The sequence below is a fragment of the Acidithiobacillus sp. genome, assembly GCF_027322205.1.
Taxonomy (GTDB): Bacteria; Pseudomonadota; Gammaproteobacteria; order Acidithiobacillales; family Acidithiobacillaceae; genus Acidithiobacillus.
The window spans coordinates 1-20,963 of sequence record NZ_DAHVHY010000036.1 but is presented as its reverse complement, the minus strand read 5'-3'; the positions used below and the strand labels follow the sequence as shown (position 1 = coordinate 20,963).

Genomic DNA, 20,963 nt, shown 5'->3' with positions numbered 1-20,963 from the left:
GGCATATTGGTGCCCCGAGCGCGAATCGAACGCGCGACCTACCGCTTAGGAGGCGGTTGCTCTATCCACTGAGCTACCGGGGCTACGGCTCACATTCTAGCAAAAGGCACCACCGTGCGGCGAGTACCTTTCGGGCGGTCAGGTAAGGGCGAAGAAGTAAGTCCCGTAACACACCCCATTGAAAAGAAAATGATAGGGCCGCAGGGTGACGCCGCTGCGCACCAAAAGATAAGTGTATCCCCCGGCCAGCAGCGTGAGTCCTGCGCCCAGCAGAACGGGGGGGGAGGGCGACCAGGGGGTTAACAGTACCCCAATAGCGGGCAGCAGACTTCCCTGAAAGACCAGCGCCCCGGTGATGTTGCCAAAAGCCAGCGTATCTTTGCCGCGGCGAATCCAGAGGATGCTGTTGATCTTTTCCGGCAACTCCGTGGCGATGGGCACCACCAGCAAAGACAGGATCAGTGCAGAAATGCTGAGCCAGTGCGAGAGCCCCTCAATCCCGTCGACAAAGAGGTTGGCCCCGAAGACAATCATGCCAAGTCCTATGGCAAGCTGGATCAAAATGACCGGCATCTTCGTGGGCAGACCGGTCTTGCTCAAGTACAAGGCGTGCCCTGCTTCGGTGCCGTGCCCCTCGGCGACCAGCGCCGCCGAGGCACGCAGGGTCACCATCACATACAGAAAATACAATGTGACCAGCATCAGGCCGATGCCAATACGCGCCAGAGTAATGTGGTGGGGCACAAAGAGGGCAACGGCGGACAGGCCAAAGGCAGACAGAAACCAGCCAAGATCGCGACGCAAGCCCGTAGGTTCCGGATTTAACGCTCCGCGCCAGCCGCGTTGTGGCGATACAAACAGCGCCATCATGAACAACGTCAGTGTGGACAGCATCATAGGGGCGCCCAGAATGGCGCCTACCCCCACCTCTTCCCCCAGGTGTGCCGGTTGCCCGCTAGTCGCAGCAAAAACCGCAACAACAGGTACCATAGCCTCGGGAAGCGCCGTGCCCACCGCCGCGAAAATGGAACCGGTAACGCCCTCGGAAATACCCAGACGGTTGCCCAGGTGCTCCAGCGCGTTGGTAAAAGCCTCGGCGCCGGCGAGGATGATGATGAGCGCGGCGACCAGCAGGAGGATATTCATGGGCGCATTATGCCACAGACTCTGCACCCCGCAATGCGCTGCAGGATGAGTTTTGCTGCGGATTATGGCTATACTTGCGGGATACATTCAGTTGGGCAGCAGGAGAAGGGCGATGCAGAAGCTGTGCAGCTTTTTTGACCGGGATATTTACCATGTGGAGGGCGGGCAAGGCAGCCCCGCCGTCTATTTCATGGCGGATAGAGATGCGGGCGGTATTCTCATTAACGCACCGCGCTTCCGCCCCGGACTGCAAGCCGAACTGAGCGGCATTGCCCCCTTGCAGGTGCTTTTCCTGCCCAGTCGCTTCGGGGCGCAGGATGTCGCGCAATGGCAGTCGGCGGGCTGCAAGCTGGTGGCCCAGCCGGCAGAGGGTAAGGTTCTGGGCGTTCCTATTGATGTGCCACTGGATAGTAAGCTGCGTCTGACCCGCACCATCGATTTTCTGCCCATGTCTGGACGTACGGCTGGGAGTTGCGCCATGCGCCTGCGCAACAAGCCGGGTGCCATCTTCTTTGGGCCGATCCTGGAGAGTGAAACGGCGGGACAGTGGCCAACCCTGGTGCCCCATGCCGATGACATCTCCTGGGAGACGCGTCTCTTCGGCAGTCTGGGTTTGCAGGATGTCAGCTATGCCTATGCTTTCACGGATACATTCATACCGGATCAGACCCCCATCGGACCGGGTGCCGATGCGGCCATCCAGATACAGCTGCGGGCGGTGCTGGACGCTGATTAAGTCCGTGACGTCTTTTGACAGGGTGAAGAAAACGCTGCAAGTTGCGCGTAACTAGCGTATAGTGTGGACGCTGAATTCCATTCGTTGTCCAGGTGTGCTCATGTCTCAAGAATCCGATCTCCGCTTTATTGATTTCGCCCTCGCTGAACCGCTCCAGAAAGCGGTGGCGGAGATCGGCTACGAACAGCCATCGCCCATTCAGGCACAGAGCATCCCGCCATTGTTGGCCGGGCGCGATGTTATCGGGCTGGCGCAGACCGGTACCGGCAAGACGGCAGCATTTGCACTGCCGTTGTTAAGCCGCGTCGATCTCGGCCTGCGCGTGCCGCAGTTGCTGGTGCTGGCACCGACCCGGGAACTCGCCATACAAGTGGCTGAGGCGATGCAGAGCTACGCTAAGTTTCTCCCCGGATTCCATGTGCTGCCCATCTATGGCGGACAGTCCATGAGTCTGCAGCTCAAGCAACTGCAGCGTGGCGTGCAGGTAGTAGTGGGTACGCCTGGACGTATTCAGGATCACCTGCGCCGCAAAACCCTGCGTCTGGATCAGTTGCAGGCGGTGGTGCTGGATGAAGCCGACGAGATGCTGCGCATGGGCTTTATTGATGCGGTGGAGGATATCCTCAAACACACGCCCGATGGCCGACAGGTGGCACTGTTCTCTGCGACGATGCCGGACGCCATCCGCCGCATTGCCAAAACCTATTTGCGCGATCCCCTGGAAATCCGTATTAAATCAGCGACTACTACGGTGGCCGCCATCCGGCAGCGCTATTGGCAAGTCAGCGGTACCCACAAACTGGATGCCCTTACCCGTATTTTGGAAGTAGAGGAGAGTAATGCCTGGCTGGTTTTTGTGCGCACTAAAACGGCGACGGTAGAGCTGGCGGAGCGCCTGGAAGCGCGCGGCTATGCCTGTGGCGCCCTCAATGGCGATCTCAGTCAGGCGCTGCGCGAACAGACCATTGAGCGCCTGAAGGCGGGGACGCTGGATATTGTTGTTGCGACCGACGTAGCAGCCCGTGGCTTGGATGTCGAACGGATCACCCATGTGATCAATTATGACATTCCCAATGACACCGAGGCCTATGTTCACCGTATTGGCCGCACCGGGCGCGCCGGACGTACCGGAGACGCAATTCTCTTTGTCGCGCCGCGCGAACGCCATTTGTTGCACGCCATCGAGCGGGCGACCGGCCAGACGATTACGGCCATGCATCTGCCCAGCATAGAAGATGTTGCGGATCGGCGGATGAGCCAGTTCAAGGATCAGTTGTCGGACGTATTGAATAGTCAGGATCTTGCGGTTTTTGAGTCCCTTATTGCGGATTATCAGCAGGAAAAGGACATAGGTTTAGGGGAGATCGCTGCGGCACTGGCTTACATGGTGCAGAAAGAGCGTCCTTTGGTTCCTGTTGAGGGCGCAGTGTCCAAGCCGATGCGCAGTGACTCTACCGGTTCCGGTTCTGGCCGTCCGCCATCAACACGTCGCCGTCCGGAAAACGAACGAAGTGGAGGGGGTGGCGCACGGCAGCCGCGCGGTGGTGCCGGATCGGGAGGGGAGGAGGTGCCTATGCGTCGCTTCCGTCTGGATGTGGGCGAAAGCCATGGTGCGCAAGTTAAAAATATCGTCGGCGCGATCGCCAATGAGGCTGGGATACCCAGCCGCAATATTCGCAAGGTACAGATTAACGCCGAGCATACCACTGTCGAGCTTCCCGCAGATATACAGTCGTCAGTTTTGCAGCATCTGCAAAAGGTCTGGGTTGCTGGACGGCCTTTGCAGATTGCTCCGACCGATGCGGGCGCGCCGATGGGACGTGCCCCTGCGAAGCCGCGCTCGGCTGCCCGTGAAGAGCCGCGGGTGCCGAGCAAGATGATACTCTCCGCCAAGCCGACAAAAAGTGAGTACAAATCCAAGGAGCGTGGCACTGGTGCAGTAAAGCGGAAGAAGCCTGTGCGCGGTAGCTGAATAAAAGAAAACCGGAATTGCGAAAGCCAGACCGGTAAAACTGCTTTTCCCCGCAGGGGGAACGGATGGCTCTGAGAGGGCCACCCGTTGGGCTTATTAAGCCCGGCGGACCTTCTCGGCCTGCAAACCCTTCGGACCACGAGTCACTTCAAAATTGACGCGCTCGCCTTCAGCCAGGGTCTTGAACCCCGTACCTTCAATGGCGGAGTGATGTACGAACACATCTTCCTTGCCATCTTCCGGCGTAATGAACCCAAACCCCTTGCTGTCATTGAACCACTTCACTGTACCAACCGCCATTTTACACCCCAAATTAATCAAAGATGGCCCAACTGGCCGTCGCCAAGGATAACATATCCACAGTCCGATGCAAGTTATGTGTCAGATCATATCTTTCTAAGCAATCAGGTAATCAGTAAGGGATCCACATCAAGCGTCCAGCGAACATTTCTGGCGGAGTGAAGCTCGGCAAACTGTGGCAGCCAGAGCTTAAGCGCTTTCTGCATTTGGGTCCGGCTTGGTGCTTGTATCCAAAGCTCTGCACGCTCGAAACCAGCACGACGCTCCATGAGCGACGGCGTCGGACCGCTGATCTCCACTAGGGCGGGCGGTGCGCATTGGCAGGCGGCCCTCAGGAATTTGTCTACCCGCCACCGTTGGTGCGCCTCGGCACGCAGCAGTGTGAGGGATCCAAAGGGCGGTAACCCCGCAGCCCGGCGTTCATCCAGGAGTGCCTGGGCCGGAGGGCGGTAGTCGCCCTGAGCGAGGCTTTGCAGTAAAGGATGTTCGGGCAGATGGGTCTGCAGTAGTACCCGGCCAGGTCGTTCTTCGCGGCCGGCGCGGCCTGCGACTTGCAGAACGGTCTGCAACAGTCGTTCAGGAGCGCGAAAATCAGCGCTGAACAAACCCTGATCGGTATTGATAACGCCGACCAGGGTGACGGCCGGGAAGTGATGTCCCTTAGCTAGCATTTGGGTACCCACGAGGATGGCAGCACGATTCCGGCGAATGTCGGAGACCGCTGTAGTGAGGGCATCACGATCATGCAAGGTGTCGCGGTCGATGCGCCAAATGGAGATTTGAGGAAAGCGCTGGCGAAGCACTTCCTCCAATTGCTCCGTGCCTTGTCCGGCGGTAATCAGCGCCGCACTGCGGCAGGCGGGGCAGACTTGTGGCCAGTGCGATTCGTGACTGCAATGATGACAGCGGAGGCGTTCCTGCTGAAGATGCCAGGTCATGGGCGCGCTGCAACGGGGGCACTGCACTACATGGCCGCAATCGTGGCAGAGTATTGCCGGGGCGTAGCCCCGACGATTGAGGAACAGTAATACCTGATTGCCTGCCTCCAAGGTTTCCTTACACGCCGTTAACAGGGTAGAGGAAATGCCACCCTGCAGATTCTCGCGACGCAGTGGGACGATGGTCATCTTCGGTAAATCGGCCGAAGTGGCGCGTTGGCGCAGTTCTAAGTGTCGATAGCGGCACTTTTGCGCGTTGTAGAGGCTTTCCAGAGAGGGCGTGGCAGAGCCGAGGACAATGGGAATATTTTCCAGACGCGCGCGCTGAATTGCCAGATCCCGTGCCGAATAATGCCAGCCGTTCTGCTGCTTAAAAGAGGGATCATGTTCTTCATCGACAATAATCATGGCAAGACGGGGCAGGGGCACGAAAAGTGCCGAGCGGGTGCCAACGATGACCTGAAGCTGCCCCGTCGCTGCCGCTACCCAGATGCGCAAACGCTCGCCGTCGCCTTGTGCAGAGTGCAGGGCGGCTACGCGATGCTCGCCAAAACGCGTTTGGCAACGTTCTACGAGTTGGGGGGTGAGGCCGATCTCTGGGACCAGAATGAGGGCCTGTGCTCCGGATTCCAGATGAGGTCGGATTGCTTCCAGATATACTTCTGTTTTACCACTGCCAGTCACCCCCTCCAGTAACCACGCCTTAAAGCCTTTGGCCATGCGCAATTGCGTTACAGCGCTTTCTTGTTCCGCATTCAGGCGGTGTGAGGAGGGGAGCACCACCGGTTTAGATGGGATGACTTCCGTCACCGTTTCTATCCAGCCACACCGGATGGCCTGTCGTAAAATGTGGCGTAATTCTTTGGGGATTTCTGCTTCAGGCACAACACTCGTGGTGACGAGCAATTCCCGGAGCGCTTGTTGTAATTTTCCAGGCTGGCGTGGTGCCGTCCGGGCTTCGGTGGCACTGAGACGGTAACCCCAGGGAGCCGGTTTTGGCAGCGGCCGTCCTTGGCGCAGCAGGGTCGGCAGGGCGGTAGCCCAGGCATCACCGAGTGGGTGGTGGTAGTATGCCGCCCCGAACTGTATCAATTGCTGCAAGGCAACGGGTAAAATGGGATGCACGTCCAGGACCTGCTCAATGGTCTTCAGAGTTATATCTGGCGGGCAATTGGCATAACCGAGAACGATACCTACACGCTTGCCTTTACCGAAAGGTACCCGTACTCGTATACCCGGCTGCAGATGGCCCTCCGGTGGCGGGGCGTAAGAAAAGATGCGGCGGAGCGGTACCATGACGGCCACCTGGACGCAGTTCGTTTCAGCGTTCATGAAGTTGCCCACAACTTCTGTGGATAAGTCTGTGTATGAACATCTTGAAAAGTCCCAGACTCCCTGTTCTTCAACGCGTTAGAGTGGGTGCCTAAAAAAGGTGCAAAATAAAAACAAATAAAAAACAATGCGTTAATAATTGACACCAATGACGTAGCGGAATCGCCCAAGCTTGTCTCTGTGTATGAGTAAATTGTGTATAAGTTTGTCAATGGTTGCTTTCAAAACAACCTGGGCGTGCATGGATGGCCCCAAAAATGGTCAATCTTCATAGAGCTCCCAGTACTATGGATGTCCCGCTCGGAGCCAGGCCCGCGACAATCCCCCAGAATAGCAGCAGACCAATCCAGTTATTGTGCAGAAAAGCATGGAACGCCTGATCCCGGTCGCCGCCAAGCAGCGATTGCTCGTAGGCCGCGAGAATGGTGGCACCCGCCAACGCGATCCAATAAGGCCAATGCGTGCCCTGCTCGACGCCGATCCCGAAAAAAATGATGAGCATGACAGCTTGCAGGCCGGCAATGGCGTGGCGGTCAAAACGCCCAAAAAGAATGGCCGTTGATTTGATTCCGGCCTTGATGTCATCTGGACGGTCGGCCATGGCGTAGGCCGTGTCATAGGCGACGACCCAACAGGCATTGGCCAGCATCAGCCACCAGGCGAGTACCGGAACTCGCCCGAGGGTCGCGGCAAAAGCCATGGGTATGCCAAAAGAAAAGGCGATACCCAGATAGGCTTGCGGGAGATGGGTAAAACGCTTGAATAACGGGTAGGTAATAGTGGTGAGCACTGCACCCCCTGCTAACCATATGGTCAGCCAGTTGAGAAAGGGCAGGAGGGCCGCGGCCAGCAGGCACAGAATAACGAACAGGTGCAGTGCTGCCTGCGGGGTAATCAGACCTGCCGCCAGGGGGCGCCGACAGGTACGGGCGACCTGCCGATCGAAATCGCGGTCAAAATAATCATTGATCACACAACCCGCCGAGCGCATCAGCCAGGTGCCCGCAGTGAAAATCAGGAAGAGACCGAGTGATGGAGTGCCCCTAGCGGCTAGCCAGAGTCCCCAGTAGGTGGGCCAGAGCAGAAGCAGGGTGCCAATGGGACGATCCATACGCATCAAGGTCGCATAGGCACGTATGCGTTGGTGGCGCGGCGTGGGAATCGCTTGCATCAGCGTCGTCCTCGACCTGCCCAGCGTGGCAGGTCCGGCAGGAAATGTTCCTCGACCAGGACACCTGTATCACCGCGACGCAATACGGACCGCCGCTGCCAGCGCCGCTGGCCGAATCGTGGCTGGCTCTCGGCTTGAATCGGAGAGCGCCGCAAACGGCGGTGACGGAATAGGGTGTTGCCGATGGGGCGCGTGCCATGGCGGGTCAGCGGTAATAGACCATGACGTAGTTCGCGTAACGGAATGGTTGTGCGCGCCCAGAGCGCCGGATGCATGAGGTCGCCACCGTGCAAGAGGACCTCGCGCCAAAAAATCTGCTCTCCGCGATGTAGGTGCAATATGCGGCGCTCGGTCGGCGTTGGATTTGCACGTCCGCTATCCAGCAGCAGCGCCTGCACTGTATGCAGTTTTCCGTAAGCCCGTTGCAGCGCTGCGGTGAGAGAGGCAGGTAAGGTCAGCCAAGGCCATAGCATTCGGGGGGCGTGGCGTAAGGGAGGTAGACTTTTGGTGATCATTTTGGAAAAAGGCAGTAGCCCGTTGTTTGGCGCAGCACTTTGCGTCTTTCGGTCATGCCGCATTATATTCGCCCCTTCTTTTGTCAACACGATCCAATTAGCGCTGCTGGGGTGCGTGGTAAATAAAGGCGTCCACCCGTGCTGGCGGTACGTTGCGCCAGACCACTGCCACCCGTCCCCGGCGAAAGTCCGGTGGCAAGCCCTGGCAGGAATTGCGGAAGTGGTAGGTAAACTGGATGAATACCGTACCGTGGCGACTAATCCCCGGGAGTTGCTGAAAGATGCATTCGACGACCGTTTTGGGGATGCTGCGCAACGGTAGACTGGACACCACGGCGCGAACCGGCCCCCGATGCGCCACCAGGTGTTCAATGTGGGCGGCGTTCCCCTCGATGACCTCCACCTCGGGATAACGCTGACGCAGGTGGCGGACCATGGCCGGGGCCTGTTCGACAAGGATCAGATCCTCCGGTGGGATGCCGCTCTCCAGCAGTGCCTTGGTCACCGGCCCCATGCCCGGCCCCAATTCGACCACCAGGCCGGGCCCCTCGGGCACCATGGCGGCCATACGCCGGGCGAGGAAGGGCGAACTGGGCAGTACCGCTCCAATGGCGTGGGGGTCGCGTAAAAACTCGCGGGTAAAGTGCCAAGCCTGGGACATCGGCCCGGGAGATCGGGACATGAGCTTTCTCCACCGGTGGAAGCAAAACGCGGGCCAGCGCGTCGCCGAACGAATGGCGCGCATTGTAGCATGGGGTCGTGGATGGCGTCATGTTGGGACTGCTTTTGGGTTATACTGGCGCTGTGGGGGCTGGTCTTCTGGGTTTTAATGAGGATGAAGATGAATAAGCGTTTGCTTCTGATTTTGATGGTGCTGTCCCCGATCTTGCTTACCGCCTGTAGCATGGCGAGCGGGGGCGGGCCGCTGGCGACTGTCTATACGGGCCAGAGCACACATTACTACCCGACGGCATTTCAGCCCACCTTCGCGGCAGCTACGCAGGTGCTGGGGCAAATGCATTGTGTCATTCTCCATACCGAAAGTGTGGGCACCTCCCCCCAAGGCGGGGTTATTCATGCGCGTAACGGGCACATGCTGGTGGATGTAACGATCATGCCGAAGGGTCCGCAGGTTACTGCGGTGGCCACGCGTTTTGGTCTGCTGGGCAGTGCTCAGGATGATCAGCATTTTCACATTTTGCTGAAAGCAGCGCTGGGCCTGGGATGATTCCGTAATCGGTGGCCGCCCCTTGTCAATCTTTCGGGGTGGCCCTATCATCGTCCATAAGTCCTCACTTCTTCTGGGAATGCATTGCAGAACCTGTACATCAAGACTTACGGCTGTCAGATGAATGAGTATGACTCCGAGCGCATGGCTGATGTGCTGGCGGTCAGTCATGGGTTGCATCTGGTGGACGATCCAGTGCTCGCTGATGTGCTCCTGCTCAATACCTGTTCCATCCGTGAAAAAGCCGCAGACAAAGTGTTTACCCAACTGGGTTTTTGGCGTTCTTTCAAGGAGCGGCGTCCGGAGTTGGTGATCGGGGTTGGGGGCTGTGTGGCCAGTCAGGAGGGGGAGCGCTTGCGGCGGCGGGCACCCTATGTTGACTTGGTGTTCGGGCCACAAACGCTGCATCGCTTGCCGGATTTGCTGGATGCCTGTCTGGCCGAGCGCCGTCCGCAGGTGGATGTCGCCTTCCCGATGCTGGAGAAGTTTGATCACCTGCCGCAACGGCCCGGTCGTGACGGCGCTACCGCTTTCGTCACGATTCAGGAAGGTTGCGATAAATTCTGTACCTTCTGTGTGGTACCTCATACCCGGGGGCGAGAATATAGCCGCCCCATGCCCGACATCCTGCGGGAGACGCGTACGCTGGTAGATCAGGGGGTGCGCGAGATCACTCTGCTGGGCCAAAACGTTAATGCCTATCGGGGTGCGACGGGATTGGTAGGTGAGGGTGGCCTGGCCGATCTGCTGGCACGCCTGGCGCGAATTCCCGGTTTACTGCGCTTGCGTTATACCACGTCCCATCCCAGTAACCTGGATGACGAATTGATTGCTGCGCATGCCAATATTGAGATACTGGCACCGCACCTGCACCTGCCGGTACAAAGTGGTTCTGACCGTATTTTGCGGCGTATGCATCGCAAGCATACGGTTGAGCAGTATTTAGATAAAATTGAACGTCTGCGTGTCGCGCGTCCCGGTATTCAGATTTCCTCGGATTTTATCGTGGGTTTTCCGGGCGAAACCGATGCGGATTTTGCCGCGACTATGGAGTTGATTGATGCGGTGCGTTTTGATCAATCGTTCTCCTTCAAATACAGCCAGCGCCCCAATACGCCGGCACTGAAGCTGAAAGACAGCGTGCCCGAAGCTGTCAAGGATGCGCGGCTGGCGGTATTACAGGGGCGGATCAACGGGCTGGCGCAGGGTTACGCGCAAGCCTTGGTGGGTACGCGGCAGGCAGTATTGATGACAGGACCATCGCGCCGCGATCCGCAGCAACTGACGGGCAAGACCGCCTGCAATCGCTCAGTCAATATGGCGGGGTCTATGGATTGGGTCGGACAGATGCTGGATGTCGAAATTACGGCAGCGCTGCCCAATAGTCTGCGCGGGCGTGTGGTGCATGCGGCACCGGCGAGCCAGCGCCTTGCCGTATAGCCCCATGGAGCCTCCCGGTAAGACGCTGAGTGTAAGTCACGGCGATTTCATCGCTGAGCAGGCGAGCGCGGCGATGCTCTCCGAACTGTCCGGCGAACTGGACAGCCATATCAAACAGATCGAGTCACGCTTAGGGGTGGTGATCCTGCCCCGCGGCACGCGCTTTCATATCACCGGACCAGCCGTTTCTGTGCAGGTCGCGCAGGATGTACTCTCCCATCTTTATACTCAGGTACGCCAAGGGCGCTCGCTGTCCAGTCATTGGGTGCACCATAGCATCCAGAATGTGCAACTGGAGGCGGGCGTTACGGCGGTGGAGTCTTTCGGCGTACAGACCCTCAAAGGGATGATTCGTGGTCGCGGGCAACGGCAGCGCCGTTATCTGGAGTCTATCCGCCACAATGATCTCACCTTCGGCATTGGCCCAGCCGGTACGGGCAAGACCTATCTCGCAGTCGCTGCAGCGGTGGAGCAGATGGACAGCAATCAGGTGCGGCGTCTGGTGCTGGTCCGCCCAGCCGTAGAAGCGGGCGAACGTCTGGGTTTTCTGCCGGGATCCCTGAGCGAAAAAGTCGACCCTTATCTCCGTCCGCTTTACGATGCCCTCCATGAAATGCTGGGTTATGAGAAAGTGGCTAAGCTAATGGAACGGCAGGTGATTGAGGTGGCGCCCCTCGCCTACATGCGCGGACGTACCCTCAACGATGCCTTCATCATCCTCGATGAGGCGCAGAATACCACCCCGGAACAAATGAAAATGTTCCTGACCCGGATGGGTTTCGGTGCCAAAGTCGTGGTAACCGGCGATGTGACTCAGGTGGATCTGCCGCGTGGGCAGCTTTCCGGGCTGGTGCAGGTCATGGATGTGCTCGGCGATATGCCGGGTGTGGATATGGTGTTTTTTGAAAGTGCCGATGTAGTCCGTCATCCACTGGTGGCCCGGATTGTGGAGGCTTATGACCGCTTCGGAGCGAAGACATGAGCCGTCTTTATTTGCGCATGGCTGTGGATGATGCTGTTGCGGCCTTGCCCCTGCCGTCCCGCGCTGAGGCGCGCCGCTCGATATTGCAGGCGCTGTCCGCTCCTTCGGCGCGGGCATCTGCGGATGACTGGATCTGCGATCTATCCCTGACTTTTGTGGACGATACCGAAATTGCCGCCCTGAACGAGGGATATCGGGGCAAGGCAAGGCCGACCAATTGTTTGTCCTTCCCGCAGGATGCGCAGCTGCCCATGTTCCGCCGCGATTTACTGGGTGATATTGTTATCGCGCCAGCGGTGGTGATGCGTGAGGCCGTCGAGCAGGGCAAGCACCTGCGCGATCACTATCGTCATCTGCTCATTCACAGTACCCTCCACCTCCTTGGCTATGATCATGAAGTGGCCGCCGAGGCGCAGGAGATGGAGGCGCTGGAAACCCGATTGCTGGCTGAAATGGGTGTGGCCGACCCTTACCTGAACCAAATGCATGAGTGAAGATCGAAGTAGCCAGGAACGACCACGGGGCTGGTGGGAACGTTTTACCCAGTCCTTGCGTGGCAATGTGGAAGATCAGGATACCCTGCTAGAACTGGTCCGCGAGGCGGGCGAGCGGCAGATCATCGACGCGGAAGCGGCGCGGATGGTGGACGGAATTTTCCGCATGGGTGAGCTCACAGTGCGGGATGTGATGATTCCTCGGCCACAGATGGAAGTGATCGAACTGGATATGCCTTTAGCAGAGATTATTGCCCATGTGTCCGAGGTGGGGCACTCGCGTTTTCCAGTGGTGGGGGATGACCGCGATGATGTGCGCGGCATTCTCTTGGCCAAAGATCTGTTGCGGGGTTGTCGGGGTGACATGCCGACGCTGCGACTGGCGGAATTGCTCCGTCCGGCGACTTTTATCCCTGAAAGCAAGCATCTGGATCACTTGCTCTACGAGTTCCGCACGGGTCGGCACCACATGGCCGTGGTGGTAGATGAGTATGGCGGTGTCGCCGGGCTGATCACCATTGAGGATGTGCTGGAAATCATCGTCGGTGAAATTGAGGATGAATACGATATTGATGAGGATGTGATGATCGCGCCGCGGGAGGATGGTGATTTTCTGGTTAATGCTTTGATTCCACTGGAAGAATTTAACACACGCTTTGTGGCGCAGATGGCGGATGGTCATGCCGATACCCTGGGCGGATGGGTAGCGACGCGCTTAGGGCATGTGCCACGTATGGGTGAAGTAATTGAAGAGGGGAATTTGCGGCTGGAGGTATTGCGAGCGGATCGTAAGCGGGTGCAGATTTTGCGGGTGACACCGCCGCGCAGTGCATCTCTGCCGGAAACGGCGCCTCAAGATAGCGCGTGAAGGGTGGCGCGCTGAAAAAGCCGCACTTTCCCGCGCGGCTTCTAGCTGCGTTGATTTTGGGTGTAGCCTGGCCCTTGGCCTTTGCGCCCTTTGCTTTGTGGTCGCTGGCCATCGCCCTGCTTTTTGGCCTGTTTTGGCTGGCGGTCACCGAGGAGCGTCCGCACCGTGCAGCCGCCCTGGGCACCGCTTTCGGTTTTGCGGCTTTTGCGGCGGGAACCAGCTGGATCGCCATTACCCTGCATAATTTTGCCAACATGGATTGGGCATTGGCTGATGGGGCCGTCGCTTTGCTAGCGGCTTGTTGTGCCGTCTATGCGGCGCTGGCCTTATGGTTGGCCACCCGCTTTTTTGTCGGCAATGCCCGGTTGCTGGCCCTGCCGGTGTTGTGGGTTTTTGGGGAATGGGCGCGGGCACGTCTCTTTACAGGTTTCCCCTGGCTGGCGACGGGATATACCCAGACCTATGCCTCCCTCGGCGGTTTTGCGCCCTGGCTGGGGCAGTACGGAGTGGGGCTGGCGACCGCCGGGGTGGCGGCCATCCTGGTCTATATGCTGCAACGGCGGCAGTCCCGTCATGTACTGATGGGTGGCGTCGCCTCGCTCCTCGTGATTTTCGGCGTGGCCATGGCGGCGGCTTCGGTGTCCTTCACCCATCCCGCAGGCAAACTGCTGCGGGTGACTTTGCTGCAGGGTAATATTCCCATCACTGAGAAGTGGAATGCTGGTAAAATCAGCGATATTTTGCATCACTACGTTGATCTGATCTTGCAGACACCGCCGGATACCCAATTGATCGTCCTGCCGGAAACGGCCTTCCCCATTTTTCAGACGGAAATTCCGGGCCTGATTGCGCAATTGCAGCAGTGGTCAGCGATGCACCATAAAATCCTGCTCATCGGTATTCCCGAAGATGCGGGCCACAAGTATTACAATGCAGCCATGGAAATTGATGGCAAGGCTCCCTTGCGTTGGTACCAGAAAGAGCATCTGGTGCCTTTTGGGGAATACATCCCGATGCCGAGCCTGCTCGCGCCGCTGGTGCATCATTTTTTACCGGGACTGGGGAGTTTTTCTCCCGGGCATGGGCCTTATGTTTTGCCCGTAGATGGACAGAAAGCCGGTATAACCATCTGTTATGAAGAGTCCTTCTCCCGGGATGTGCGCAAGGGTGTAGAGGAGGGTGCCACTTTTCTTTTGAATATCAGTGATTATGCCTGGTATGGCCATAGCATCGCCGCAGCGCAAAGCCTGCAAATGGCGGCGATGCAGTCCTTGCAGGAGCAGAAGCCCGATGTCCGTGCGACCAATACGGGCATTACCGCCCTGATCTCGCCGCATGGACGGGTGCTTTCGCAATTACCCCAGTTTGTGGTGGGTACCCTGAATGGGGCCATTCAGCCGATGGCTGGAGAAACGCCTTACGGGCGCTGGGGCAGTTTCCCCTATCTGCTGTTCAGCTTGATTCTGCTGCTGGTGGCCGTCGTCTTCAGTCGCCAGCAATCATCATCTCGTCGATGAGGATAGAGGGGCAACCGGTATTGCCGTGGATGAGCATATCACTACCCACCACGCTCATGCCCTGGAACATGGCCTGCAAGGTGCTGGCGATGGTGATCTCTTCAACGGGATATTGAATCTCCCCGTGCTCGACCCAGAAGCCGGCTGCGCCCCGTGAGTAGTCGCCGGTCACCATGTTGATGCCGAAGCCGATGAGTTCGGTAACTAGTAGGCCGCGCCCCATCTGCCGGAGCAGGCCCTCTAGGGAGGTGTCTCCGGGTTGCAGGGTGAGATTGTGGATGCCGCCGGCATTACCCGTGGTCTTCATGTTTAATTTGCGGGCGCTGTAGCTGTCGAGAATGTACCCTTCCAATACACCACCGGCGATAATGTCGCGGTTTTGGGTGGCGACGCCTTCGCCATCGAAACTGCTGCTGCCCAGTCCTCGCCGTCGTAACGGTTCTTCATAAATGCGGATGTGTTCCGGGAAAAGCTGCTTGCCGAGACTGTCGACCAGGAAGGAGCTTTTGCGATACAGACTGCCGCCGCTGATGGCGCTGGCGAGGTGGCCGATGACACTGGATGCGATCTGATTTTCAAAAAGTACCGGGGCTTTGGTAGTGGCTACCTTACGGGCATCCAGTCGGCGCAGAGCCCGCTGTGCTGCTGTTTTGCCGATAGCTTCCGGTGTTGCCAGGGCATCAGCGGCGCGGGCTACATCGTACCAGTAGTCCCGTTGCATGCCGCCTTTGCTGTCTTCGGCAATGACCGAGCAGGACAGGTTATGCCGTGAGGAACGGCTGTTGCCCATGAAACCCAGGCTATTGCCATAGACCGACGTGCCCTCGCCAGTGCCGAGGCTGCCGCCTTCGGAGTTGTGGATGCGCGGATCGCTATCGCGAGCGGCCGCTTCACAGCGGCGTGCCAGATCAGCGGCGGTGTCGGCATCTATGGACCAGGGATGATAGAGGTCCAGATCCGGGAAGTTTTTGGCGAAAAGTTCGGGATCGGCGAGCCCGGCAAAAGGGTCTGCCGCCGTATGCCGGGCAATGGTGAGTGCCGCTGAAACCGTCTCTGACAAGGCCTTGCGGGAAAAGTCGGAAGTGGAGGCACTGCCTTTGGACTGGCCCAGATAGACAGTGACCCCCAGCCCCTTGTCCTGATGGTATTCGATAGACTCGACTTCCCCCAGACGCACGGTTACCGACAAGCCTTTGCCGGTGCTGGCGGAAGCCTCCGCCGCACTGGCGCCCTGTTCGCGGGCAAGGCTCAACACGTCGTCAACAATCTGGGTCAGTGTGCCGGTATCGAAGGTGGAGTGGGGGGCTTGGCTCATGAGGTGTTTTCCCGCAGATAATGAAGTAATCGCTCCATCTTACCCCCAAGCTTCAGGGCAGGGGAAGCTTGGGACCGGTTCGGATGCTCCTGCGCAAGACGTTCTTATGTCTGCTAATCTCCAGTGCCGAGCGTGAAAGCCTTTAGTTATAGAGTAAGCGCGCGTCACCTGCTCGTGTATTTTCACGCTTGACAATGGTGCTTTGCTTCACTAGATTGCAACAAGGTTGCATTAAAAGATGGTGCTTGTCTGCAGGTCATGATGTCCGCCTCCGAGGATTTGTCCATGATTCCATTTAATCATCAGAAAGCATGGATCCGTTCGATACCTAACCATTGCTTACGAAGCCGAGTGACTGTTCTGATGCCACTAATCGCTTTATTTGCCGGGCTGGGCATGACACAGGTGGTGGTTGCAGCGACGATTCATGCGGTGGGCGTAGAAAATGAATATGCTAATGTAATCGGCCAGATCGGCGGGAAATATGTCACTGTCAGCGCGATTGAAAGCAATCCTGATACTGACCCCCATACTTTTGAAGCCAGCCCTGCCGTGGCTCGCGAAATGGTTGGGGCGCAGATTGTGGTCCGTAATGGCATAGGCTACGACAGCTGGGCCAAAAAGATTCTTGCGGCCGACCCTAATCCCAAGCGCAAAGTGATTGTGGTTCAGGATTTGCTTCACCTGCCGGAAAGCACCAAAAACCCCCATCTCTGGTACAAACCAGAGACTATGCCTGCGGTCGCCGAGGCGGTTGCCCAGCGCCTGACGGAGCTGGATCCGGCTCGTGCCGCTTATTTTGCCGCCAATGTGCGCAAGTTTGACGTTTCTCTGAAGCCCTGGTACCAGGTTATCGCCAGATTCAAGGCCCGGTTTGGTGGCACGCCGGTAGCCGTGACAGAGCCTGTTGCAGACTACCTGTTGCAGGCTGCAGGTTGCGACATCAAAACACCTTGGAATTTGCAGGCCGCCATCATGAATGGTACTGACCCGGCGCCGCAGGATGTGGGTATTCAGAACCAGCTCATCAAGCACCATCAGATCAAGATCTTCGTCTATAATCAGCAGGTGACGGATTCGTTGACGGCTTCTTTTCTGAGTAAGGCGAAAGCAGAGAATATCCCTGTGGTCGGTGTCTATGAGACTATGCCGACGGGCTACAGTTATCAGTCCTGGATGCTGGCGGAAACCAATGCCCTGCGTAATGCCGTGGAGCGCGGTATGTCGACGACCGTGCTGAAGTAGTCCGGCATTGGCAATGTCTGATCCGGTACTTTCGGTTGCTCATCTTTCGGTAGATTTGGGCGGCCGCAGCATTTTACGGAATGTCAGTTTTGATCTTTACCCCGGTCAGCTCTGCGCCCTGATCGGTGAGAATGGGGCGGGCAAAACAACCCTGCTGCGTAGCCTGCTGGGCCTGACGGCGCACCGCTCTGGGCAGGCCCTGATTGATGGCGCACCGGCTGATCAGCGTCGCGCCCTGGTGGGTTATGTGCCCCAGAAAATTGCCTTTGACCCGGACGTCCCCCTGCGGACCCGTGATTTGGTGCAGTTGGGGCTGGATGGGCATCGCCTTGGTCTGCCGCTGTTTCTCGGCCGTAAAAAGGCCTTGGTGGATCAAGCGTTGCACGCGGTCTGGGCCGAAGCCTTTGCCGACCAGCGGGTTGGAGAACTCTCCGGCGGTCAGCAACAGCGGGCGGTGATCGCCCATGCTTTGGTGCGTCAGCCGCGTTTGCTGATTCTCGACGAGCCCTTGGCCAATCTGGATTTTGGCAGCGCCAATGCGCTGGTGACATTGCTTGGTACGTTGACTCGCACCCAGCAGATTGCCGTGCTGGTGACTGCCCATGATATGAATCCACTCTTACCCGTTATGGATCGCCTGGTGTACCTGGTGGGGGGGCAGGCTGCCACCGGCAGTGTGGAGGAGGTGGTGCAGCCTGATGTGTTGAGTAAGCTCTATGGTTACCCGGTAACGGTATTGCGGCATGGGCGGCGGATACTCGTGCTACCCGATGCCGTCGCTGAAGATGCTGAGACATGCACGGCGTCGCATGTGCCGCATCCGGAAAAGGCTGATTAACGCCATGTGGAACCTTTGGATGCTTTTGGAAAATTCCGGTTTCTTCAGTAGTGAACCGGTGCAAACCGCGCTGATCGTGGGGACTTGCGCAGCGCTGGTCTCCGCGGTGATCGGCGTGTTTACCATATTGCGCGGCAATGCCTTTGCCGGACATGCCCTGGCCGACGTGAGCAGCGCCGGTGGGGCGGCCTCCTTTCTGCTGGGCATCAATCCCTTGCTGGGCTTTCTGGGTATGGCCTGGATTGCGGCCTTCGGCATGGAGTTTCTTGGTGTACGCAAGGTGCGGGAGCGCGATCTTGCCACGGGCATTGTTCTGGGGGCGGGGTTGGGCCTGTCGGCGCTCTTTCTCTATTTGGATGTGACTACTACCAGCACTACGGGTGCAGCGGTATCGGTGATGTTTGGCTCCATGTTTGCGATTCCGCAGAGCCTTATCGGTCCTGCGTTGGTGGCCTCCGCCGGGGTGTTTTTGCTGGTGGGTCTGCTCTACCGGCCAATGATGCTTACGGCAGTGGACCCTGATCTGGCGGCTGCGCGGGGCATTTCTCTGCGTTGGATCGGCCTGCTGCAACTACTGGCGCTGGGTCTGGCAGTGGCGGTCTGCGCTTTGGCGATCGGCGCAGTGCTGGCGACGGCTTTGCTCATTGGTCCGGCAGGTGCGGCTATTCGTTTGAGCCGACGTCCGGCGCAGGCGATATTCTGGGCTATGGCTATTGGCCTGACAGCAGTCTGGGGTAGCATCTGGATGGCTTATGAAAGTTACTACTGGTTTTCCGGTAATGCCTGGCCGGTGAGTTTTTTCGTAGTGACTCTGGTGTTTCTGTTTTATCTGACGGCGGTACTGGTGGCTAAGGTGATGGGTTTGTCGGCGCGCCAGAAACCGGTCATCTGGCCGCACTGTGAGGCATAAGGCATGTTCTCCAGTTTTATGATCAATACCTGGATCGCCAGCACTGCCATTGCCTTTGTCGCGGCTTTCGTCGGATTTTTTGTGGTGACCCGGCGCTCGGCTTTTGCCGCCCATGCCCTGCCGCTGGGAGCCTTTCCGGGGGCGGCGGCAGCCAACCTGATGGGGATCAATCCATTGATCGGAATGCTTATTTTTGTCGGAATGGGGGTTTTTCTCCTGCGCCAGTTGGTGCGCATGGGGCGCCGCGATGTGGGCACGGGGCTGGTGCTGGTGCTGTTTCTGGGGGTGGGTGCGTTGTTGCTCAGTATGACCAGCGAGTATGCGCCGGCTGTATTTTCTTTGCTTTTCGGCGAGGTGCTGGGGGTCAGCGACGCCGATTTGTGGCCCATACTGGGCATCTGCGTGTTGGTGGTCGTGGGCATCGCTCTGTATTTTCGGCCGCTCTTGCTGGATTCGACTTTTCCCGATCTGGCGGCCTTGCAGGGGATCCGCGCCGCACGGATGGATCTGGTGTTTCTGACCCTGCTGGCCCTGGTGACTGCCACGGCTTTGCCGGTGGTGGGGGCCTTTCTGGTGTTCACCCTGCTGGTCGGCCCGCCGGCTGCCGCCCAGGCGTTGAGCGGCAATCCCATGCGTGTGCTGGTGCTATCCGTGATGTTTGCAGAGGGCTGCATCTGGAGTGCTATTGCGCTCTCTTACTGGACCAACTGGCCCATCGGTTTTTTTGTCGGGACCATTGGTGCGGGCTTGTTTATGGGGGCGCGTTCTTACCGGCACTGGAATCAGCGGCAGCGCAATTTCTTAGTGGTATAGCTACGCAATGAACGGGGTGCGAATCCGTCTGTTAATGTTTAGTGACTCACCCGGAGTTCTGGGGGAAGCCTATCCCGAGTGGCTGCAGGATGACCAGCTTGAGGTCAGTGCTGGTCGCAGGCAATAAGGTGCTTTGCTCGTAAACCACCTGCCCCTGCTGCGGATGCTGAAAAACCCGCCTGCCACCCTCCCGTTCGACGACATCCTGAGCGGACCAGAGCTGGGCAAAAATCGGGCTGCTTTGCTGAAAATGCCGGATGTGGCGCGCCAGTTGCGGATCATCCAGGTGTTTACCCACATCGGCACGAAATTCTGCGATGATTCGCCGGGTACGACCTTCCCAGTCGGCGACGAAGTCACGGGCCACGGGATTGAGCAAGAGGAATTCCAGCAGATTAGGGGGAGGATGGTCCGGTGTTGGGGATGCACCCAGCCAGTCGATAAAATGTGCTGCTGCTGCGGGATTCCAGGCGATCGCATTCCAGTAGCGATCCAGCACATAGGCAGGCGTATCCAGGGCTTGTACAATGCGCAGTACGGCATGTGGGGGCTGGGCATGGGCTTTGTCGGCATTGGGGTCAGCACGCCCGGCCAGATTAAACAGATAAGCGCGTTCGGCTTCAGAAAGCTGCAAGGTCTGACTCAGGCGGTCCAGTACGGCAGCAGAGGGCTGGACCGGGCGGCCTTGCTCTATCCAGGTGATCCAGGTACTGCTGATACCACAGAGCAAGGCCAATTCCTCACGGCGCAGACCCTGGGTGCGCCGTCGCCCCTGGATGCCGAGGCCAGCCTGCTGTGGGGTGACTTTCTCGCGGTGACGGCGGATGAAGTCGCCGAGGAGCGGCGAATTGCTGGTCATAGACAGACGGTCAGCACACTTGAAAGCGTATTATCCTGCGGACCCGGGCTGGCCTGTCTGACCCCCAGACTATTGCCCCACTTCTTGATCGAAAGCCTGGTTTCCATAGCCACTCCAGCCATATCTATAATTTCAAGTGTAAACATGGCCGGAGTGGGATTCAACGGAGCCCTTATGGTAGAAAATATACCAGTATAACTTGTCATATTGTACCAGTTTAATAAGAATCGTAGGATGCGTTCACTCCGTTAAAAACGACAGCATAAGGATTGATCATGGACCAGCAAAAATTGGTAGATGCACAGTTTGGTGTCGCCGCAATGGATTACCTGCAGAGCCCTACC

20 protein-coding genes and 1 tRNA gene are annotated in these 20,963 nt (G+C 58.0%); 12 read left to right on the top strand and 9 right to left on the bottom strand.

Going from position 1 to position 20,963, the window contains the following annotated elements; genetic code table 11:
- Positions 1–7 precede the first annotated feature (7 nt).
- Both M7F93_RS07115 and M7F93_RS07110 read right to left on the bottom strand, forming a co-directional pair.
- Positions 8–83: transfer RNA gene (locus M7F93_RS07115), tRNA-Arg, on the bottom strand.
- 55 nt (positions 84–138) lie between these two features.
- Positions 139–1,146: a sodium:calcium antiporter gene (locus tag M7F93_RS07110; RefSeq protein ID WP_298171225.1), complete on the bottom strand. Its 1,008-nt coding sequence runs from the start codon at positions 1,144–1,146 to the stop codon at positions 139–141.
- Positions 1,147–1,258: 112 nt separating this feature from the next.
- Between M7F93_RS07110 and M7F93_RS07105 the strand changes: the two genes are divergently transcribed.
- Both M7F93_RS07105 and M7F93_RS07100 read left to right on the top strand, forming a co-directional pair.
- Positions 1,259–1,882 (top strand): hypothetical protein, encoded by a 624-nt coding sequence (locus M7F93_RS07105; protein ID WP_298171222.1) that lies wholly within the window; start codon positions 1,259–1,261, stop codon positions 1,880–1,882.
- A 100-nt stretch (positions 1,883–1,982) separates the two neighbouring features.
- Positions 1,983–3,854 carry a DEAD/DEAH box helicase gene (locus M7F93_RS07100; RefSeq protein ID WP_298171219.1) on the top strand — a complete coding sequence of 624 codons (1,872 nt, stop codon included), beginning with the start codon at positions 1,983–1,985 and terminating at the stop codon, positions 3,852–3,854.
- A gap of 96 nt (positions 3,855–3,950) precedes the next feature.
- Here M7F93_RS07100 and M7F93_RS07095 read toward each other — a convergent pair whose 3' ends face one another.
- From M7F93_RS07095 to M7F93_RS07075, 5 genes are all read right to left on the bottom strand, one after another.
- A complete protein-coding gene (locus M7F93_RS07095) occupies positions 3,951–4,154 on the bottom strand; it encodes a cold-shock protein (protein WP_009564993.1) in 204 nt (67 codons plus the stop codon).
- Between the two features lie 104 nt (positions 4,155–4,258).
- Entirely contained in the window at positions 4,259–6,424 is a 2,166-nt protein-coding gene (locus M7F93_RS07090) for a primosomal protein N' (RefSeq protein ID WP_298171216.1), read from the bottom strand.
- Between the two features lie 268 nt (positions 6,425–6,692).
- Positions 6,693–7,595, bottom strand: coding sequence for a 4-hydroxybenzoate octaprenyltransferase (gene ubiA / locus M7F93_RS07085; RefSeq protein ID WP_298171213.1), 903 nt, complete (start codon positions 7,593–7,595; stop codon positions 6,693–6,695).
- Positions 7,595–8,068 (bottom strand): chorismate--pyruvate lyase family protein, encoded by a 474-nt coding sequence (locus M7F93_RS07080; RefSeq protein WP_298171210.1) that lies wholly within the window; start codon positions 8,066–8,068, stop codon positions 7,595–7,597. The genes ubiA and M7F93_RS07080 overlap by 1 nt, the downstream gene beginning before the upstream one ends.
- Positions 8,069–8,207: 139 nt before the next feature.
- Entirely contained in the window at positions 8,208–8,792 is a 585-nt protein-coding gene (locus tag M7F93_RS07075) for a class I SAM-dependent methyltransferase (protein WP_298171207.1), read from the bottom strand.
- Positions 8,793–8,951: 159 nt separating this feature from the next.
- Between M7F93_RS07075 and M7F93_RS07070 the strand changes: the two genes are divergently transcribed.
- The 6 genes from M7F93_RS07070 to lnt all read left to right on the top strand — a co-directional run bounded on the left by M7F93_RS07070 (position 8,952) and on the right by lnt (position 14,639).
- Positions 8,952–9,338: a DUF3568 family protein gene (locus tag M7F93_RS07070; protein ID WP_298171204.1), complete on the top strand. Its 387-nt coding sequence runs from the start codon at positions 8,952–8,954 to the stop codon at positions 9,336–9,338.
- 84 nt (positions 9,339–9,422) lie between these two features.
- Positions 9,423–10,778, top strand: coding sequence for a tRNA (N6-isopentenyl adenosine(37)-C2)-methylthiotransferase MiaB (miaB, locus tag M7F93_RS07065; RefSeq protein WP_298171201.1), 1,356 nt, complete (start codon positions 9,423–9,425; stop codon positions 10,776–10,778).
- A complete protein-coding gene (locus tag M7F93_RS07060) occupies positions 10,744–11,760 on the top strand; it encodes a PhoH family protein (protein WP_463670960.1) in 1,017 nt (338 codons plus the stop codon). Before miaB ends, M7F93_RS07060 begins: the two co-directional genes overlap by 35 nt.
- Positions 11,757–12,254, top strand: coding sequence for an rRNA maturation RNase YbeY (ybeY, locus tag M7F93_RS07055; protein ID WP_298171198.1), 498 nt, complete (start codon positions 11,757–11,759; stop codon positions 12,252–12,254). The genes M7F93_RS07060 and ybeY overlap by 4 nt, the downstream gene beginning before the upstream one ends.
- Complete coding sequence (locus M7F93_RS07050; protein WP_298171195.1) at positions 12,247–13,122, top strand: HlyC/CorC family transporter; 876 nt, start codon at positions 12,247–12,249, stop codon at positions 13,120–13,122. Before ybeY ends, M7F93_RS07050 begins: the two co-directional genes overlap by 8 nt.
- Positions 13,119–14,639 (top strand): apolipoprotein N-acyltransferase, encoded by a 1,521-nt coding sequence (gene lnt / locus M7F93_RS07045; RefSeq protein WP_298171192.1) that lies wholly within the window; start codon positions 13,119–13,121, stop codon positions 14,637–14,639. The genes M7F93_RS07050 and lnt overlap by 4 nt, the downstream gene beginning before the upstream one ends.
- Here the strand turns inward: lnt and pmbA are convergent.
- A complete protein-coding gene (gene pmbA, locus M7F93_RS07040; protein WP_298171188.1) occupies positions 14,608–15,954 on the bottom strand; it encodes a metalloprotease PmbA in 1,347 nt (448 codons plus the stop codon). The genes lnt and pmbA overlap by 32 nt on opposite strands.
- A gap of 363 nt (positions 15,955–16,317) precedes the next feature.
- Between pmbA and M7F93_RS07035 the strand changes: the two genes are divergently transcribed.
- Genes M7F93_RS07035 through M7F93_RS07020 form a run of 4 tightly spaced genes read left to right on the top strand, consistent with a single transcriptional unit; the run spans position 16,318 to position 19,760 of the window.
- Positions 16,318–17,199, top strand: coding sequence for a metal ABC transporter solute-binding protein, Zn/Mn family (locus M7F93_RS07035; RefSeq protein ID WP_298171185.1), 882 nt, complete (start codon positions 16,318–16,320; stop codon positions 17,197–17,199).
- Between the two features lie 13 nt (positions 17,200–17,212).
- Positions 17,213–18,037 (top strand): metal ABC transporter ATP-binding protein, encoded by an 825-nt coding sequence (locus tag M7F93_RS07030; RefSeq protein WP_298171179.1) that lies wholly within the window; start codon positions 17,213–17,215, stop codon positions 18,035–18,037.
- 19 nt (positions 18,038–18,056) lie between these two features.
- Positions 18,057–18,947: a metal ABC transporter permease gene (locus M7F93_RS07025; RefSeq protein ID WP_298171177.1), complete on the top strand. Its 891-nt coding sequence runs from the start codon at positions 18,057–18,059 to the stop codon at positions 18,945–18,947.
- Between the two features lie 3 nt (positions 18,948–18,950).
- Positions 18,951–19,760 (top strand): metal ABC transporter permease, encoded by an 810-nt coding sequence (locus M7F93_RS07020; RefSeq protein ID WP_298171175.1) that lies wholly within the window; start codon positions 18,951–18,953, stop codon positions 19,758–19,760.
- Positions 19,761–19,806: 46 nt separating this feature from the next.
- Here the strand turns inward: M7F93_RS07020 and M7F93_RS07015 are convergent, their stop codons facing one another.
- Positions 19,807–20,619, bottom strand: a complete 813-nt coding sequence (locus tag M7F93_RS07015) for a helix-turn-helix transcriptional regulator (RefSeq protein WP_298171172.1) — start codon at positions 20,617–20,619, stop codon at positions 19,807–19,809.
- Between the last annotated feature and the right edge of the window lie 344 nt (positions 20,620–20,963).